15 protein-coding genes are annotated in these 18,627 nt (G+C 38.7%); 7 read left to right on the forward strand and 8 right to left on the reverse strand.

The window, feature by feature from the left end; all coding sequences use genetic code 11:
* Window positions 1–6: 6 nt before the first annotated feature.
* Window positions 7–1,050: a glycoside hydrolase family protein gene (locus ALPR1_RS05865; RefSeq protein WP_008199155.1), complete on the reverse strand. Its 1,044-nt coding sequence runs from the start codon at window positions 1,048–1,050 to the stop codon at window positions 7–9.
* A 150-nt stretch (window positions 1,051–1,200) separates the two neighbouring features.
* Between ALPR1_RS05865 and ALPR1_RS05870 the strand changes: the two genes are divergently transcribed.
* The 4 genes from ALPR1_RS05870 (at window position 1,201) to ALPR1_RS05885 (ending at window position 5,550) form a co-directional block, all read left to right on the forward strand.
* Window positions 1,201–1,695: a gluconokinase gene (locus tag ALPR1_RS05870; RefSeq protein WP_008199157.1), complete on the forward strand. Its 495-nt coding sequence runs from the start codon at window positions 1,201–1,203 to the stop codon at window positions 1,693–1,695.
* Between the two features lie 95 nt (window positions 1,696–1,790).
* Window positions 1,791–3,158: an amidohydrolase family protein gene (locus ALPR1_RS05875; protein WP_008199159.1), complete on the forward strand. Its 1,368-nt coding sequence runs from the start codon at window positions 1,791–1,793 to the stop codon at window positions 3,156–3,158.
* 43 nt (window positions 3,159–3,201) lie between these two features.
* Complete coding sequence (locus ALPR1_RS05880; protein ID WP_040302592.1) at window positions 3,202–4,353, forward strand: aldose epimerase family protein; 1,152 nt, start codon at window positions 3,202–3,204, stop codon at window positions 4,351–4,353.
* A 60-nt stretch (window positions 4,354–4,413) separates the two neighbouring features.
* A complete protein-coding gene (locus ALPR1_RS05885) occupies window positions 4,414–5,550 on the forward strand; it encodes a hypothetical protein (RefSeq protein ID WP_008199163.1) in 1,137 nt (378 codons plus the stop codon).
* 73 nt (window positions 5,551–5,623) lie between these two features.
* Here ALPR1_RS05885 and ALPR1_RS05890 read toward each other — a convergent pair whose 3' ends face one another.
* From ALPR1_RS05890 to ALPR1_RS05910, 5 genes are all read right to left on the reverse strand, one after another.
* A complete protein-coding gene (locus ALPR1_RS05890) occupies window positions 5,624–7,186 on the reverse strand; it encodes a glycoside hydrolase family 3 protein (protein WP_008199164.1) in 1,563 nt (520 codons plus the stop codon).
* 91 nt (window positions 7,187–7,277) lie between these two features.
* Window positions 7,278–8,543: an MFS transporter gene (locus ALPR1_RS05895; RefSeq protein ID WP_008199165.1), complete on the reverse strand. Its 1,266-nt coding sequence runs from the start codon at window positions 8,541–8,543 to the stop codon at window positions 7,278–7,280.
* On the reverse strand, window positions 8,540–9,019 hold the full coding sequence (locus ALPR1_RS05900) for a GNAT family N-acetyltransferase (protein WP_008199167.1): 480 nt from the start codon (window positions 9,017–9,019) through the stop codon (window positions 8,540–8,542). Before ALPR1_RS05900 ends, ALPR1_RS05895 begins: the two co-directional genes overlap by 4 nt.
* Before the next feature lie 10 nt (window positions 9,020–9,029).
* A complete protein-coding gene (locus ALPR1_RS05905; RefSeq protein WP_040302595.1) occupies window positions 9,030–10,661 on the reverse strand; it encodes a glycoside hydrolase family 10 protein in 1,632 nt (543 codons plus the stop codon).
* A 12-nt stretch (window positions 10,662–10,673) separates the two neighbouring features.
* Window positions 10,674–11,345: an N-acetylmuramoyl-L-alanine amidase gene (locus ALPR1_RS05910; RefSeq protein WP_008199172.1), complete on the reverse strand. Its 672-nt coding sequence runs from the start codon at window positions 11,343–11,345 to the stop codon at window positions 10,674–10,676.
* Window positions 11,346–11,555: 210 nt separating this feature from the next.
* On the opposite strand from ALPR1_RS05910, the gene ALPR1_RS05915 reads away from it, so the two are divergent.
* Window positions 11,556–12,305: a DeoR/GlpR family DNA-binding transcription regulator gene (locus ALPR1_RS05915; protein ID WP_008199174.1), complete on the forward strand. Its 750-nt coding sequence runs from the start codon at window positions 11,556–11,558 to the stop codon at window positions 12,303–12,305.
* A gap of 64 nt (window positions 12,306–12,369) precedes the next feature.
* Here the strand turns inward: ALPR1_RS05915 and ALPR1_RS05920 are convergent, their stop codons facing one another.
* Window positions 12,370–13,359 (reverse strand): c-type cytochrome, encoded by a 990-nt coding sequence (locus tag ALPR1_RS05920; protein WP_008199175.1) that lies wholly within the window; start codon window positions 13,357–13,359, stop codon window positions 12,370–12,372.
* Between the two features lie 228 nt (window positions 13,360–13,587).
* Between ALPR1_RS05920 and ALPR1_RS05925 the strand changes: the two genes are divergently transcribed.
* Together ALPR1_RS05925 and ALPR1_RS05930 are read left to right on the forward strand one after the other, a co-directional pair.
* The gene (locus ALPR1_RS05925; RefSeq protein ID WP_040303279.1) at window positions 13,588–15,012 is read left to right on the forward strand and encodes an amidohydrolase; all 1,425 of its coding nucleotides are present in this window, start codon (window positions 13,588–13,590) and stop codon (window positions 15,010–15,012) included.
* Between the two features lie 28 nt (window positions 15,013–15,040).
* Window positions 15,041–17,395: a patatin-like phospholipase family protein gene (locus ALPR1_RS05930; protein ID WP_008199178.1), complete on the forward strand. Its 2,355-nt coding sequence runs from the start codon at window positions 15,041–15,043 to the stop codon at window positions 17,393–17,395.
* Here the strand turns inward: ALPR1_RS05930 and ALPR1_RS05935 are convergent.
* Window positions 17,376–18,476 (reverse strand): glycoside hydrolase family 43 protein, encoded by a 1,101-nt coding sequence (locus ALPR1_RS05935; protein WP_008199179.1) that lies wholly within the window; start codon window positions 18,474–18,476, stop codon window positions 17,376–17,378. The two genes, ALPR1_RS05930 and ALPR1_RS05935, sit on opposite strands and share 20 nt — an antisense overlap.
* Window positions 18,477–18,627 lie beyond the last annotated feature (151 nt).

Genomic DNA, 18,627 nt, shown 5'->3' on the forward strand with positions numbered 1-18,627 from the left:
GATGAATTATTGGCTTAAGGGAATTGTGTAAATGAATGAATCATCTCCTATTTTTCCAGCCAAGCCTAAAACCTTGACTTCTCCGTTTTCAATGAAAACAAAAGGTCTTTCCAGTCGATCTGGTTTGATAAGCCTGCCGTCTTTCATTTTTATCATTTTTTCCATGATTTGAAACTCAGTAGCTTTTTCCCAATGAAGCCCATCTTCAGAACTCATCATTCCTATCATTTGATGTGCGTGAAAAACAGCGTAAAAATAATTTCTATCCTTATCAAACCACAAGGACATGTCTTCAGTGTCCATGAAATCAATGACGGGTTGGGATTGGATTACAAAAGGACCATCAGGTCTGTCTCCAATCGCCATAGCTTGGTTTCTGATAAATTTGGTTTCATTGGGCTTATCTCCTTTTACTATTAAATAATATTTACCATCTTTTCCTTGATCAATTGCTGGGTTGACGGTCAAGGTGGTGATAGGGCCAGAAGGTTCTATTAATGGTTCGTCTTTTCTTGTCCATGGGCCATTAAGTGATTCTGCCACAGCAACACCGGTTCTTTGATTCGGGCGTAAAATTTTCCAGTTGGGATGTGAGTAACCAGTAGTAGCCGTTTCTAATAAGTTGGCATCATTGTAATCGAGGTTATCCCCAAGGTTGGTGGAAATGTAGTAGAGGTAATACTTCCCTTCAAAATATTTGATTTTAGGGTTGTGTGCTGTGATAGCATCCCAATATCCTTTGCCTCTAGCGGATAGTGCTGTTTCTTTATATTTCCATGGGCCGGATGGAGTGTCAGATACGGCATGGGCTATTTCGGAATAGAGAAGCCATCCTGTGAAGTTGGTAGACTTTGGCCATCTTGAATAAAATAAATGGTATTTATTATCTTCCCCCTTAATAATAGATCCGCCCCAATTGAAAAAATCAGGAGAATTAAAAATTGAAGATTCGGAAATAGGCTGAATTTTGTCAGAAATTTTCAAGTTGTCCTGAGCGAATATTGAAGCAGAGGAAAAAAATATAATCAAGAATGTAAGTTTTGCTTTCATGATTCTTCTATATGCGAAATGATTAAAAGGGAAATTTAAAGGTGATTTATTTATTTCAATACTAATATTTTTTTTAGTGCAAATGTTCTAAAAAATTTAATTATAGTTGAAAATATTCAATATACGCTTATTTACAATTAATAATTATCAATGTTAATTATAGTTACAGGAGTTTCAGGTACAGGGAAAACAACCATAGGAGAAGGGCTTTCCAATCATTTTAAACTGCCTTTCTTTGATGCAGATCATTTTCATCCTGAGAAAAATATTGAGAAAATGAGTCAAGGTTTTCCTTTGGATGATCAAGACCGCATGCCTTGGCTTCAGGCTTTGGCTAATAAACTTCTCGAATCACAACAGTCAGGAGGAGCAGTTTTGGCCTGCTCTGCTTTAAAAGAGGCATATAGAGAAATTCTTCAGGTGAATCAACAGGTTCATTGGGTTCATCTAAAAGGTGATCGTGATTTGATTTGGGATAGGATGCTTGCCAGGAAAAATCATTATATGAAAGCTAGTATGTTAGATTCTCAAATTGCTACTTGGGAAGACCCTAGTTATGGTCTTCATTTGTCAATTGATGAAACACCTGAAAAAATGGTTTCAGAAGCTATTTCTTACATCCTGAAAAAGGAGGCAGCAGTTTAACTGTATTTTTTTATGGAAATGGGGCTCCCTTTAAAAAGGGTTGTTTTCAATGAATGAATATCCGAACTTAAAGCAATAAACTATCCCTTAATCTCATGAATAAAATAGTGCTGTTTGTTTTCGCGATTTGCGTTTCACCTATTTTTCATTCCTTTTCGCAAGTCAATGTGATCACGAATGTTCATGTTCTTACCATGGAAGATGAGAATATTTTGGAAGATCATGCGATCGTGGTAAAAGATGGGGGAATTGAAAACATTCTTCCCATGAATCAGGCATCTAGTATTGAAGGTGCTGTAATGATAGATGGAGGCGGAGCATATGTTTATCCTGGTCTTGCCGAATTTCACTCTCATATCCCCGTTGCTCAAAATGGAAATACTCAATTGCAAGAAGAAGCCATGTGGCTTTATTTGGCAAATGGCGTTTTGAGAGTCAGAGGAATGATCGGGCATGCTTCCCACTTACCTTTAAAAGAGAGGATTGAAAACGGAGAAATAGATGGCCCAAGACTTTTCTTGTCTGGTCCTTCTTTTAGTGGTTCTTCAGTTTCTTCTCCTGAGCAAGCAGCACAAATGGTAAGAGATGAAAAAGCAGCAGGTTATGATCATCTCAAATTGCATCCGGGCTTGGAAATGGATGAGTTTTTGGCGATTTCAAAAAAAGCTCAAGAATTGAATATTCCTTTTGGTGGCCATGTTTCATTGGATGTAGGCTTAGAAGCTAGTTTGAAAGGTGGCTATAAATCCATAGAGCATATGGATGGATATGTGGAAGCATTGATTCCTGACTATTCAAAAGTTTTGGACCCTAAACAGGCTGGCCCTTTTACCATGTTGCTAGTTAAGGAAGCGGATTTAAGCAAGCTTCCAGAATTAGTAAAAATGACTTTGGATACCGAAGCGTGGATTGCACCAACTTTAACATTATTCGATCGGTATTTTGGGTACAAGCCTGCAGAGGAATATAGAAATATTCCAGAGATGAAATACATGTCTGCTGAGCAGGTTCAAAACTGGATTAATGCCAAAAAACCTTATGAAGAAGCTGGTGTATTGACCAAAGAAAATGTCCAGCCTTATCTGAATTTTAGGAATATGCTTTTTATGACTTTACATGAAGCAGGCGTTCCCATTTTGATGACTTCTGATTCACCACAGGTGTTTAATGTTCCTGGGTTTTCCATTCATCATGAAATTGAATTGATGTCAGAAGCCGGAATGTCTAATTATGAGATTTTGAAAACTGGGTCTGTAAATCCTGCGAAATATTTTAATCAGGAGGATGAATGGGGAGTGCTCAAGAAAGGTGCATCTGCTGATTTTGTCTTAGTAAAAGGGAATCCACTCGAAGACCTTGAAACGCTGAAAGAGCCAATCATGGTGGTCATGAAAGGTGAAATGTACGATAAGGAGGCACTGGAAAAACAATTGGAAAAGATTGAACTAAACCATAAACGATAGTTTTTTTCTAAAATTATTTTTAAACATTAACTCAATAAACCCTATGAAACTATTCCCCAGAGCCTGCATCGCTTTTTTTGCTGTTACACTAATGATAGGTTGTCAAAGTAAAACAGAGAAAACAAATGAGGTGGAAGAAACTGTTGAAAATAATATGGAAATACAGGCGGTGAAAGTAGGCCAATGGGAAGGGAAAGATGTTTTTAAGTACAGCTTGGATAATGGGTTTATGGAAGTGGAGATGACGAATTTTGGAGGGATTATTTCCAAAATCCTAGTCCCTGACAAAAATGGAAATCTTGAAAATGTCGTCCTTTCTTTAGATAGTATTCCCCAGTACTTTACCGGAAATGGGCCTTATTTAGGTGCTGCAGTCGGTAGGTATGCAAATAGGATTTCCAAAGGATCTTTTATGCTGGATGGAGAAAAGGTGGAGGTGACTAAGAATATTGGAGAGAATCACTTGCATGGAGGAAGAAAAGGCTTTGGTGTGAAAGTTTGGGATCAAGCTGAGCCTTATGATTCTGAGAATGGGGTCGGAGTTAAAATGCATTATTTGAGTGTCGATGGAGAGGAAGGTTTTCCTGGGAATTTGGATACTTGGTTGTATATGGAGTTGACTTCTGATAATGAGATCAAAGTCCGCTTTGAATCGACTACCGACAAGAAAACAGTTGTCAACTTAACCAATCACAGTTATTTTAACTTAGGCGGAATCAAGCGTGATGTGAAAGACCATGAAGTTCAGATAATGGCAGATGCTTATACTGAGGTAGATAATCAGTCTATCCCCACCGGAGAGTTAATCAATGTGGAAGGAACTCCATTTGATTTTAGAACTCCAAAGAATTTGGGAGAGCAGATGGAAGCAAAAGGTGGAGGCTTTGATCATAACTATGCCACCAAAAGAGAAAATTCATCTGAGCTATTAGAAATCGCCAAAGTAAAACATCCAGAGAGTGGAAGAATTATGGAAGTATTCAGTACCGCTCCGGGAGTACAGTTTTATACATCCAATGGCATGAGAGATTTTAAAGGTGCGGAAGGAAAAGTATATCAACCATTTTGGGCTTTTTGTTTAGAGCCACAAGCTTGGCCGGATAGTCCAAATCATTCAAATTTTCCTTCAGCTGCTTTGGAACCTGGAGAAAAATATGTGCATGAAATCGTATTTAAATTTGAAGTGGAAAAATAACGAAAGGATAAGTTTCAGAATTTCAAATAATTAGTTAGTTTGTTTTTAAAACAATAACCCATGAAAAACAAACTCACTTTTTTAGCACTCGCGCTGAGTGCTATTTTTTTGTCCTTTTCTGGATTTGGCCAAAAAATCCAATTAAAAAAGGTTGCTGATTTAAATATAGAGAGCTTAGCTACTGTTGGTATTCGGGATTATGATCCTGCAAAAGACGAATATCTCGGTTTTGTCGATAAAGGCTCGGAAGGCATAGAGTTGGCGATTTTTGACTCTAATGGTAAAATACTGATCAGTGAAGTCAGGAGAGGAGATGGTCCAAACTATTATTCTTCTTCCGCCTTGACAATGGGATTTGCTCCTGATGGCGGGATCTATGTACAAACTTCCGCAGAGTTATTGAAATATGATCGGGAATTTAATGTAATCAAAAGAATACGCTTTGAGCCAAAATTCACCACCGTAGTTTATTCAGGTCCAAGAGAAAAGTTTATTCCCTTATCTAAAGCGGATCCTATTTCATTTTTGATTGGTGTTTCAAATATTTCCGGAATGGCCTTGGGGCTTGAAGTACCCTCCAAAGTGAATTTGATAGATTATTATGATCCGAATAATAAATCTGTCCGGTCTATAGCTCCTTTATCTGAGAGAGAGGTTTTTAAGGGATATGGAGATGAAAAATTCCCAGTATCAATTAATTCAATATATGCTTTAAATCCTCAAGAGAATCTTTTGTACTTAACTACTACGATTGATAATGAGATTACCGTCTATAATCCGATCAATTGGTTTGTTGTCAAAAGAATTAAAGTGAAGCATGAGGAGTTTAAACCTTTGGATGATCTGCCTATTCAAGAATCAAATTTTAGGACTTCAGGTAGAATGGCTTTGTATGCAAAGAATCAAAAACTATTAAAGTTTGATTCCGATTTGCTAGGGTTGATTTATGTGCAAGGAGAATCTGAAGCTTCCTATGAATCAAGAAAAAACACCGATAAAAAAAGTCGGTTCCGTGATCCGGATTTTTATCGATTAATCCTTTTTAAAGATGGTATTCAGTTGCCCGGAGAGCATACGATTTCCTCTGGAATGATCGAAATGCCACTTCCTAACAATAGGATTTTAGTAAAAGTGAGTGAGGGAGAAGTAGAACTAGACTACATTCCTTATGAAATATGGGAAGTATCCGAAAATTGATAAAGTCGAGAAATTCTTGCAACACTCTGTTGAATAGCTACCCAAGGAAATTAGTTAGAAAGGGCTTTTGTTTTTATAGTTTTACGCTCATTTTTCCGATCGCTTTCCATTCTCCCATTAAATGCTTGATAGCAGTTCTTTGGGTAGCTTCAAAATTTTGATAGGCAACAATGATATTGGAAAACCTTTTTAAATCTCCTAAGAGTCGCAAAGAAAGTGGATTGCCAAAAAGGTAGAGTATGCAGGATTTATCTAGTGCCAACTGTTTTATTTCTTCTAAAACTTCATTCTCCAAGCCGAAATGGTTGACTGGCTTTGCAGAAGGTACAAATAAAGTGATGATCATGCGATCAGCTTTCTTGTCTGAAATTTCGTAAAGATTTCTTCCAAAATATTCTTGAAGAAGTTCACTGAAAACCGTTTCTGTTTGAGTTGGGAAAGACCTAAGTCCCAGGTTCCCTGATTCTCCCAAATCCCTGATCTTGATTGGATTGATTTCTCCTTTCCATTCACAAAGAAATTCTCTGGAGAGTTTTTCTAGAAATTTTTCATGACTTTCCCAGTTGAACTTTGGAACTTCTGCAGGTCTTCTTTCAAAAACTCCCAACTTTTCTTTTAAATCCTGCAACTTCTCAAAGGAGGCGTTTATTTCTGCCTCGGTTGCCTTTTCTAAAATAAAATCAATGCCCTCTTTCACATTTTCAGAGAAGCAAAGGATATCATTTCCAGCGTGGAATGCTTCCCATTCCAATTGGCCGGGAGTATCAAATAACCGTGAAACTGCTTTCATATTGAGAGCATCAGAAATCACAATTCCTTGAAACCCCATTTCTTTTTTAAGCAAATCAGTAATGATTTCTCTACTGATACTTGCTGAAATTTCAGCCCCATTGCTCAAAGCTGGAACTGCTAAATGGCCAACCATAATCATTTCTACATCATGGTCAATCCCATATTGAAAAGGGTATAGTTCTTCTTCTACTAACTCCTTTTTTGATTTATTGACAACAGGTAGATTTAGATGTGAGTCAACTTGTGTGTCGCCATGGCCAGGAAAATGTTTGAGGCATGCTCCTATTCCGGCTCTATTTAGTCCTTTATAGGCAGCTAGGGCTAATCTTGCTACATGATTAGTGTCAGACCCATAAGACCTATATCCAATGACAGGGTTTAAAGGATTCGTGTTCACATCTGCGCAAGGAGCAAGATTCAGATGTATTCCCACGGTTTTCATTTCCAATCCCATCTTATAAGCTACTTCTTCAACTTGTTTTTCACCTTCCAGACTGATGCCGCCAAGGGAAATGGCATAGGGGTAGATAGGCGTGTTTTCAATTCTCATGGCAAGGCCAAACTCCCCGTCAATAGAGATAATTAACGGAGTTTTGGAAGCTTGTTGAAATCGATTGATTAGCTCTACTAATTTTTCCAAAGTCCCTTCCACGTCCAAAACTTCCTGGCGCTTTTCGAAATTTGCTGCAGCGGAAATTCTACTGTGGAAAAAAGTGAGGCCACCTACTTCTTCAAGGCGAATTAATTCTTCCAGGCTTTGATGATTTTCTTCTGAATCATGTACAAATGCTGCAGGGAAGAATATTTGAGCGACTTTTTGCCGCTTGCTAAGGATGGGTTTCATCTGTTAATTTCAGGTTATTAAGCTTGTACTAGAGTCTACTCCCCTAGTTTTTTGAAGATGGGTTCTTAAAATAATTATTAAAGTTTGGGATTTAATCTGACTTCTTGCCAAACTCCCTAGGATATTTTACGGTTTTTGCGATGATTAAGGCTGGAATCATGGCAAGTCCTACCCAAATAAAAAATCCAGTATAGCCTAGCCATTCCTGAGCATATCCAGAAATCATCCCCGGAAACATCATGCCCATGGCCATAAAACCAGTCGCTAAGGCATAGTGAGAAGTTTTAAATAATCCTTCGGCCAGATAGATCAAAAAGATCATATAAGCTGCAAAACCAAAACCATAGCCGAACTGTTCGATGATTACCACAGTTCCTGCAAATAGAATATTTTCGGGTTGAAAATGTGCCAAAGCTATGTACAATAAATTGGGGAGGTTTAGGGATAATGCCATAGGAATCATCCATTTCCCCAATCCATGTCTTGAGATGGCAATACCACCTAATATACCGCCCAGCAAAAGAGCAATTACTCCGATCGTTCCATAAAGGAATCCCACTTCTGAGGTGCTAAGTCCTAAACCTCCAGTTTGCTTGTCGTCCAATAAAAATGGAGATGCCATTTTTACCAATTGAGATTCACCGAGTCGATACAGTAATACAAAGGCAAGTGAAATTCCAATGTTCTTTTTGGTGAAGAAAGTGTAAAAAACTTTCCCAAAGCTTGCTTCTCTTTTGCGAGTTTCAGATGAGTTTTCTTCCACCTTTGGAGTGGTGAAAAAGTTTATGGCCGTAAGCAAGAACATTAATCCACCGACTAAAATCATGGTGTAGGACCAAGCTTTGGTGTTATCTCCCAAACTTGTTTCAAAATAGCCGGCAAGCATGACAATCAGCCCTTGCCCAGTAATCATTCCAATTCGGTAAAATGTCCCTCTCAATCCAACGAAAAAGGATTGCTGTGCAGGTTTTAAAGCGATTAAATACATCCCGTCAGAGGCAATATCATTAGTCGCAGAGGCAAAAGCCCCCATCCAGAAAAATGCCAAGGTCATAAAGAAAAAGCTATTGCCTGAAGTGCTAAACCCAACACAGATAAAAACAATGGCTAGTACCAGTTGCATGCTTAAAAACCATTTTCTTTTGGTTCCAAAGAGGTCTACAATCGGGCTCCATATCGGCTTGACTACCCATGGGAGATAAAGTAAACTGGTGTAAAGGCCTATGTCGCTATTGGCGATTCCCAACTGCTTGTACATAATCACCGAGACAGTGATGATGATGATATAAGGAATCCCCTCTGTCATGTATAGAGATGGAACCCAAAGCCAAGGGCTTTTCGTCGTTTTTTGGGTCATTTTTTTCTAATCAAGTTTTGATAGATGCTGACTTCAGATCCTTCAATAATTTTTGCGTCCACTGCTTTTTGATAAAATTCTGAGGGTCCTACACCACCTATAATGGCATAGACATAACCCATTTCTTTCATGGATTGAAGCGCTTTGATTAAAAGGATTTTGCCAATTCCTTTACCTCTTTCGTTTTCCTGGGTTCCTGTAGGACCAAAAAAATTCTTTGCAGTGCTTTCATAGCAGGCGAAACCTAAAATGTCATTTCCTCTTTGAGCAATCCAGCATGCCACCGGCTGCCTGGCAAAGGCTACCTCCACTTCAGATTGCCAATAATCTCCAAAATGGGCTTTTACCCATTCACTTACCAAATGTTTTTCAGGTGCAATTGCTCTACGAAAGACGATGTTTTCTTTTTTGGATAAATTCCTTTCCACTACAGAAGTGTCGGGAAGTCCAATCAATCTTACAAGCATGTCTTTCATAGTATTGATTTTATGGGATTTGATAGACTTGAGTTTGGACGATCCTACCGTAATGATCAATCCATCTTATCGCAAGATACTTGGTGTTTAAACTGGTAGTTTCCAAGGTTCTTGCTCTCATTCCACCCACCCAAACAGGATGGATTTCAGCATCTGCGAGTGAATTTAACTCATTTGCTCCTTGAATCAAGGCATATCTTATCGCTGGGTCCAAAGGATTTGCCATTCGGATCGAGGTAACCTCGGAATTAGCTTCTACGCTAAATACTTTGGGGATATCAATAATTGCAGGAGTTTTAGGCTGGAAGGAAGGTGGGAGAGTAGGCTCATTATAAAGCTCACCTTTTAGTAATTGTGCCACATCCCGATTTTTGATTTTCATGGATTTAGCCGAGAAAAAAGCATTTCCTTGAATAGTGGGTAGTGTTCGGGTATAGGATATTTGGTTATTAATCTCTTTTGGGTTTTCCCAAGCCTTATCCGAGTCCTCCCTGATTTTATAGGGACCATTTCCAATGTAAATATTGGTGTAGTTATGATTCGTAGCCCACCAATCATTTAAAATTCTATGAGAGGCCAAAGGATGTTCCATGCTCCAATATAGTTGAGGGATCATATAATCTACCCAGCCATTTTTCATCCATAGAAGCACATCTGCATAGAGGTCATCATAATTGGTTTGACCCGCTTGAGTAGGGGAGCCCTTTGGGTCTTTGTCCTGATTTCTCCAAACACCAAAAGGAGATATTCCAAACTGTACCCAAGGTTTACTTTGTTTGATGGTATTGTTTAAAGCAAAGATCAATTGATTGACATTGTCTCTTCTCCAGTCATCTTGAGTTTGTCCGCTCTTTTTATACTTGTTGTAGGTATTTCTGTCAGGAAATTCCTCTCTTGCAATTTTATAAGGGTAGAAATAGTCATCAAAATGTATGGCATCGACATCATAATTGTCCACAATTTCTTTAATGACCTTAAGTAGGTGAGTCTGAACTTCTGGCAAGCCTGGGTTGTAATAATATTTTGTTCCGTATTTAACCATCCAATTCCGATGTGCATTATAGTCATGGTCTGGGCTAAGCTCATCGGTTTTAAGGTCCATTGTAGCCCTGTAAGGGTTTAGCCAGGCATGGAATTCCATGCCTCGGGCATGAGATTCATGGATCATCCAAGTCAAGGGATTTTCATTGGTGTTGGGTGCTTTACCCTGCTTTCCTGTCAAGTATTTTGACCAGGGAGCCAAATTACTTGGAAAGAAGGCATCTCCGGCAGTTCGAACCTGCACAATGACCGCGTTGAAATTTAGGCTTTTATAATAGTCCAAGATTTCGAGGAAGTCCCTTTTTTGTTTCTCATAGGGATCATCTGGGGAGATAGGCCAATCAATATTTGCTACAGTCGCTATCCATACACCCCGAAATTCCCTTGGCATTTCCGGCATTTGATAAGACAAAGGTGCTAGAGCAATAGGTGTTTTTGGAAGCGTTTTTACCGGTAAGTTCGTTCCGGAATCAGTATTGGGACTCGTTTGTATAGGAGCCGTTGGTTGTTGGCCCGGGGTTACATTTTTGGAGGATTTACATGCTGATAATAGCAGGCCAAATGCAAGAATGATAAATAAATGCCTGGATAGGAACTTCATAAAAGAGGGTAATCAGAGCGTTGGTATAGGTTTCAAATTCAAATCAGCAAGATTTTTTCTGAGCTTTTCCATAAATGCATCGCCCGGATCAGTTTTCACTGTTCGATAGTTTGGGTCGGCTTCTTTCCAAAAGTCAGTTTCTTGAAAATTCTGATATTCATGATGACCAATCACATAGTCAATAGGGTACTTTTTTCTAAGATGACGTATAAGCATTTCGTTTGCTTTCAATTGTTCTTTGGTCAAAGGATCATCAGGACTTCCTACATTTTCTATTCCAATTGCTGTATAATTTAAACCTATTGTATGCCTGGCAAATGTGGTTTCAGGTAAAAGTCTAAAAATAGTACCATCTCGATCTATTAAAAACTGACTCGAAACATTTAAACCACTCGCATTCCTCAGGTCTTCCCTTCCTCCTAATGTCGGCGAATCGAAGACATCAAATGTTGCTTCGACTGAATTGATCGCAGTCCAGTGCACCACCACTATTTTAGGATCTATGGTAGCTTCAGTTTGATCCAACCCATGTCTTTCCTTCAAATATTCTAATGAAAGCTCCTTTCTTTCTTCGTTCCAGGTAATCGGTTTTTCGATTATTCTAAATGTGGATTTAGAACTACAGGAAAATGCTAAAAAGGAGAAAATCAGGATACTGTGAATGAAAATCTGGTTACGTCTCATATGATTGCTAGAGAATTGGTACCGGCTATTTTATTTTTAGTGAGTCAAATCAAGTATTCAATCCAAATTGGAGTAAATCACAGCTAAACTAGCAGATAATTGGGAGTATTTAGGAATAAGCTTAGCGATTTTTTGCTGTAATTTTCAAATCCCTTTATTTTTTTGCATGGTTTTGCGGTTTTTGATAGATTAGATTCGAATTAACTAGATATGCTAAAAGAAGAAAGGCAAAAATTTATTTTGGATCAGGTGCATTTGCATCATCGTGTATTGCTAAATGATCTTTCGGATAGTCTAAATGTATCGATAGATACAGTAAGGCGAGATGTAAAGGAACTGGCAAAGCAGAAGAAACTGAAGAAGGTTCATGGTGGAGCCACTTCCTTTGGTTTTATGAATTTTAGGAAGGAGGAAGGAAATGTCTACTTACAATCAAAGAAAATAGCGATTGCAGAAAAAACTGTTTCATTGCTTTCAGAAGGGCAAGTGATTTTAATGAGTGGAGGGACCACCAATATGGAAGTTGCTAAGATGATTCCAAAAAAGTTGGCCTTGACTGTATTCACCCCAAGTTTGCACGTAGCGATGGAGCTTTTGGAGCTTCCCGAAGTGGAAGTGATTTTTTTGGGAGGAAAATTGTTACATGACGCAAAATTCGCTGTAGGTGGAACCGTAGTAAATTCGCTTTCACACCTGAGAGTAGATTTATGTATCCTTGGAACAGGCTACTTGGATGCGGAGTTTGGGTTGACAGAATTTGATTGGGAAGTGATCCAGGTCAAACAAGCTATGATTAGAGCTGCTAAAAAAGTTGCCATTTTAACTGTTTCTGACAAATTACATTCGGTTCAAAAATACAAAACCTGTGACCTTTCAGCCGTGGATGTTTTGGTTACAGAACTGAATCCGCAGGATGAGCTGCTAGATTCCTTCCGCCCTTTTAACCTTCAATTGATTTAAAAAAAACTCACCTCCTTAAGTAGAAGCGGAGATGAGTTTTAATAGGTCTAACAGGAAATATTTTTTATTCCGCGCTTTCAGCCGGTGTGAATTTCACCACTGAATTGGATATCGGTTCGATGGTTTTTAGGTAGGCATAAATTGCTTTCAGATCATCTTCTTTCATTCCTCCATACATAATCCAAGGCATGATGGAGTTAAACTCACCAGCTGGAATTTTTGGAGCTACATAGCCTGAATCTACATATTGCTTGAATTGATTAACAAATCTCTCTTCAGTCCAATCCTTAATCCCTGTTGCATCTTGTGTAATGTTTGAAGAACGCAAAATAGATCCATCTGGGTTTCCGAATACTCTGCCTCCAGAAAACATTAATTCAGGAATAATTTGTCCTTGCTCAGTAACTGGAGTATGACATTCTGCGCAACCCGAAGCATTAACAAGATACTTACCATAGGCCACTTGATCTGAAGTGGAGGGAATCGTTGTTGGTTCACCAGGAGTGGGAATCGTTCTTAAAATTAAATTCACAGGAAAATCAGGTGATGATTCAGGGACCTCATAATCGATAGGATCTAAAGATCGTATGTAGGCAATAATGGAGTAAATGTCTTCTGGATCCATTTTACCATAATACAAATAGGGCATGACAGGAAACATGGGACGATTATCCTTAGTAACCCCGGTAGTGATTACTCGATAAAGCTCTCCATCTGTGTAATCAGAAATACCTGCTGGTGTAATGTTTTTAGAGTAAAAGACGCCAGGGAATCCCATTCCATGATCAAATTTATCTCCTCCCTTGCCTAATGTCCCAGGAACTGGAGGGCCAGAGAAAAGCGAGAAATCTCTTGTTGAGTGACAGTCCATACACACGGTCACATGATTTGCCAGATACTCTCCTCTTTCTATTCTTTCCTGACTATAATCCAATGTAAGTTCGCTTGCTTCTGGGACTTGAGGGAATGCAAGCTGTAAATAAGCAACGCTTCCGATTACAAGAATTAAAACAAGACCTAGAAGGTAGCCTACGATTTTTAAAAATCTTTTCATAAAAAGTAATTGTTTGGTTTGGGATAATTTAGAGAAAATTAAAAGTAGAAAAAGACCTCTTTTGAAGAAATTTTAAAACTTATGAGAAACATCAAAAAAAATCTTTGATATATACTAATTTGTAGTTTGTGTGTTTATGAATTGGAATATTTTAATTTTTATTGAATTCAATTATTAATCTGTTCTTCAATGCTTAATTTCAGAGCAAAATCAACCACTACCTTAAAAATGAGAAAGTTATTTACTGTTTGCTTATCCATGCTAATCGGCTTTGGATATGCCCAAGAGACAGAAGTCCTTCAAAAACTAGATGAAAAGGCCGCCTATTATGGTGATATTTCGAAAGAGATATGGGATTTGGCAGAATTGGGTTACTTGGAAAAAGAAAGCTCAGGATTGCTGCAAAAAACTCTAGCGGATGCAGGGTTTACAATCAAAGCAGGAGTTGCAGATATCCCAACTGCCTTTGTAGCAGAATTTGGGTCAGGCCAGCCTATCGTAGGAATCATGGCTGAGTTTGATGCCTTACCGGGAGTTTCCCAAAAGGCTGTTCCTTTTAGAGAACCAGTTGTGGAAGGAGGAGCTGGACATGCTTGTGGACACCATTTGTTTGGTACAGCTTCGGTAGCGGCAGGTATTGCTGCTAAAGAGTGGATGGAAGAAAATAATATTAAGGGAACGATAAGAGTTTATGGCACACCTGCGGAAGAAGGGGGTGGCGGTAAAGTTTATATGGCAAAGTCTGGTATCATGGATGATGTAGATGCAATGTTACACTGGCACCCATCTTCTGCAAACAATGCTGGAGCAAATTCTTCCTTAGCCAACATTTCAACCAAATTCAGGTTTTATGGAGAAGCATCTCATGCTGCTGCAGCCCCAGATAGAGGAAGGTCTGCTTTAGACGGCGTTGAGGCGATGAATTATATGGTTAACTTAATGAGAGAACATGTGCCTCAAGAAACTAGGATGCATTATGTGATTACCAGAGGCGGGGAAGCACCGAATGTAGTACCTGCTTTTGCTGAGTCTTATCACTATGTAAGGCATCCAAATGCATTGAAAGTGAAGGAATTGTTTGAGAAGTTGGTGGATGCAGCAGAAGGTGCTGCACAGGGAACACAAACCACGATGGAGTATGAAATAATTAACGGTGTATACAACCTCATGCCAAATGAGACCTTAGCTAGCATCATGCATAAAAATCTGGAAAGAATAGGTGGTGTTTCTTATTCTGCAGAGGAGCTGAAGTTTGCTGAGGATATTATCGAAACCTATCCCCAAGGCGTCATGGTTTCTCCAGAAGATGCTGAGAAAATCGCCCCTTTTGAAGTGAATGAAAAAGGAGCTGGTGGTTCTACGGATGTTGGCGATGTGAGCTGGTTGGTACCGACTGCAGGATTGGGAACGGCCACCTGGGTACCTGGTACTTCGGCCCATACTTGGCAGGCAGTTGCTGCCGGTGGAACAAGCATTGGTAGAAAAGGAATGATGGTGGCAGCCAAGACCCTTGCTTTGACGGCTATTGATGTTTTTAAGGATCCAAGTATAGCTGAAAAAGCAAAAGCTGAACTAAATGAAAGACGAGGAGCTGATTTTAAATATGAAGCTTTAACAGGAGATAGAAAACCTCCTCTTGATTATAGAAAATAAAAAGTTCTAAAATGATTACCCAATTCGCATGGCCTCAAAACTTACCGTAAAGTTTCTTTTAGTCTTCCTTGTTTCTTTTCTGCTTTTTGATGGAAAAGCTTTAGGACAAGAACAATCACAAAACTCCGAAACCAAGCCAAAAATTGGCTTGGTTTTGAGTGGTGGAGGTGCGAAAGGGATGGCTCATGTTGGGGTTATTCGTTATTTGGAAGAAGCTGGAATCAAGCCTGATTATGTGGTTGGTACAAGCATGGGGTCTGTCATCGGAGGCTTATATGCTTTAGGTTATAATTCCGATGAGCTAGAGGAAATTATTCTAAGTATCGATTGGGATTTATTAATCTCCAATCGTGTAGAGTTCAACTCCATCGCTTTTGAAGAAAAGGAATACTATAACAGGTACCTTGTGGAGTTGCCTGTCAAAAACGGTAAGATAGCGCTTCCCTCAGGTCTTATAGAAGGACAAAAGCTTTCCGAGGTGTTACAATATTATACTTGGCCAGCTAAACAGTATAAGAATTTTGATGAATTTCCTATTCCATTTAGATGTATTGCGACAGACATTTCTACTGGAGAGGAAATAATTTTTGACAAAGGCTATCTCCATGATGCATTGCGGTCTAGTATAGCCATTCCAACTGCTTTTACTGCCTTTGATTTGGATTCTACTTCTGTGGTAGATGGAGGTGTTGTGAATAATTTTCCTGTTGATGTGGTCAAACAAATGGGGGCGGATATTGTCATAGGTGTCAATGTTTCGGATGAGGATTTTTTGGAAGTAGATGAATTAGGAGGCTTTGGGGGAATTTTGATGCAAGTAGCCATGGCTAGATCCCTTAAAAAGACCAAGGATAATATCGAAGATTGTGACATCTACATCAAACCAGACTTAGGGGTTTATTCCACAGGAAGTTTTGGGAACTATCGTGAAATATTAGCCCTAGGTGATTCCACAGGTAAAAAATATTTTGATGATTTCAAGCGGTTAGCCGATAGCTTGGGAAGAAAAGATGTGATTTCGGGGTTGGGTTTTGATGAGTCACCAATACAAGTGAGTGGAGTTGAGTTTGTAGGGAATAAGCTTTTTACTAATAGCCTGTTACAATCGAAATTTAATATTTCGGTAGGCTCTATGATCACCAGAGATGAAATTCAGAAAGGGATCGATCGAATTTATGGCATCAATGGATTTTATAAAGTGGATTTCTCTTTAATTCCATTCGGTGAAGACAGGTTTAATATCAAAGTAAGGTTGAAAGAAAAACCAGCTTCACTTTTAAACCTAGCAGTACACTATGATAACCAGTTTTCGGCAGGGATTTTACTGAACTATACAGTAAGGGATTTATTAAGCAAATCCAGTAGAACTGTGTTCCTCTTAGATGTGTCAGAAAATCCTAAAGCTCGAATTGATTATTATAACTACTTCGCAAAGAATAAAAATCTAGCATTCAATGCTAGGTTAAACCTGTTGCGACAGCAACTTCCAGAATATTCAGAAGGGAAAGAAACAGAAGTTGCAATAGATAGAAATACGAATTTTGCTGCTCAGATCATGACTACTGGCTCCTTGAAGCAGTCTTTTGCATTTGGAGCTGTTTACGAACTCAGTAAAACACGATATCGCTTTAATAGAATATTTTCCGATGCACTTAAAAATGGTACGGAAAGGACCTTAGGATTACGGTTTAGATATTATAGAAATTCTCAGGACAATAGAAATTATCCTACTCGAGGAGCAGAGGGATTATTGGAATCAGTTTTTCATTTTGATAATAAACTCAAAATAAATTTGAGGGCAGGATTTGATACGGTAGATGTCAATTTGGATGGAGTAATCGTTTCTTTACCTAAAGATGTTCTGGATGGTTTGGCGGAGGATTTGACACCAGATCCCTATATTACTTTGTTGGGGAGGTATTCAAAATTTTTGAGAATCACACCTGGATTTCAATTAAAACCTGAGTTTGCAGGTGCATTAATCGTCACAAATAACTCCGCAGAAAAAAGTTTTCAGGAATTTTTTGTGGGGGGATATCAAAATATTCGGTTTAATGATACCAATTTCTGGGGACTCAATTATGGAGAGGTCCAAACATCCAATTTTGTGAAAGCAGGTCTAACGACTCAATTTATCCCAATCAAAAAAGTCTATTTGAGAGCAGGAATCAATTATTTGGGATTTAGTCAAGCGTATAGGTTCCAAGAAGAAGGTTTCATCAATAGTATTTTTAAAGATGAAACCTATGCTGGATATGGTTTGGATATGACCTACCAATCCATTCTTGGACCAATAACAATTGGCATCAGTAGCAATAACAAAGACAATAAATTACGATCTTACTTTTCCTTAGGATATTCCTTTAATTATTCGGATCGATAGTTTGGATAGACCCATCAGGCAGATGGGTTAATTTTGTCATTTTGATGTTTCTCAAATGCGTTTCTCCGGAAAGCTGGGTGTCATGATAATATAAATACCAATCTCCGTCTACTTCTACGATAGAATGGTGATTGGTCCAACCTTCTACAGGATTTAATACAACTCCTTGGTAGGTAAATGGTCCGTAAGGATTATCAGCAGTGGCATATGCGATGAAATGAGTATCACCTGTTGAATAAGATAAATAATACTTGCCTTCATACTTGTGCACCCAAGCTGCTTCAAAAAACCTTCTTTCATTATCGCCATTCAAAATAGGAGAGCCGTTTTGATCTAAAATCTTAATTTCTTTAGGAGTCTCTGCAAATTCTAGCATGTTGTCACTCATCTTGGCAATGATAGGCCCGAGAGCTGGTTCATCATCTGCTGGTAAACCATCTGTTGGAGCAGGACCTTTATCCTCGAATTTATTGTCTCTGTACTTTTGTAATTGTCCGCCCCAGATCCCTCCAAAATACATGTAATATGATCCGTCGGTGTCTTCATAAACTGATGGGTCAATGCTATAGCTTCCTTGAATAGGTTCAGGCTGCGCTGTAAATGGACCCGTGGGTGAGCTTCCACTTGCAACTCCAATTTTGAAAATGTCATTTTCATCTTTTGCAGGGAAATAGAGGTAGTATGTTCCATCTTTCTCTGCTGCATCAGGTGCCCATAGCTGCCTTTTTGCCCAAGGTATGTCATCTACTCCCAGAACTTTTCCAGCATCAACAATAGGAGATGTGGGTGATTCCATGGAGTATACATGGTAATCCATCATATTAAAATGTGAACCCAAATCATCCTGAGGAACATCAGACTCTACATCGTGAGAAGGGTAGATGTAAATTTTTCCATCAAAATAGTGTGCAGATGGGTCAGCTGTATAATGATCTGAAACTAGGGGTTGGGAAAGGTATTTGGAAGTGCTTTCCTGAACTTCATCTAGTTCGATAGATTCAGTAGTTTCTGAGGGCTTATTGCAGGATAATAATAAAACTGAAAGAGTTATCGCTGGCAATGATTTAAATAGGTTTTTCATAGATAGGTTTGATTGTTTTTCAATGCTGAAGTTAAATTAAAATTGGATTTTTCAGTTATGATTATTGGAATAAATAAGATTTTCTCGGAGATGTTTCTTTTTTGCCACTGATCCAATAGTCTCACCTTTAGAGGATTTGCGGTTTTGGATT

This window comes from Algoriphagus machipongonensis (genome assembly GCF_000166275.1).
Classification (GTDB): domain Bacteria; phylum Bacteroidota; class Bacteroidia; order Cytophagales; family Cyclobacteriaceae; genus Algoriphagus; species Algoriphagus machipongonensis.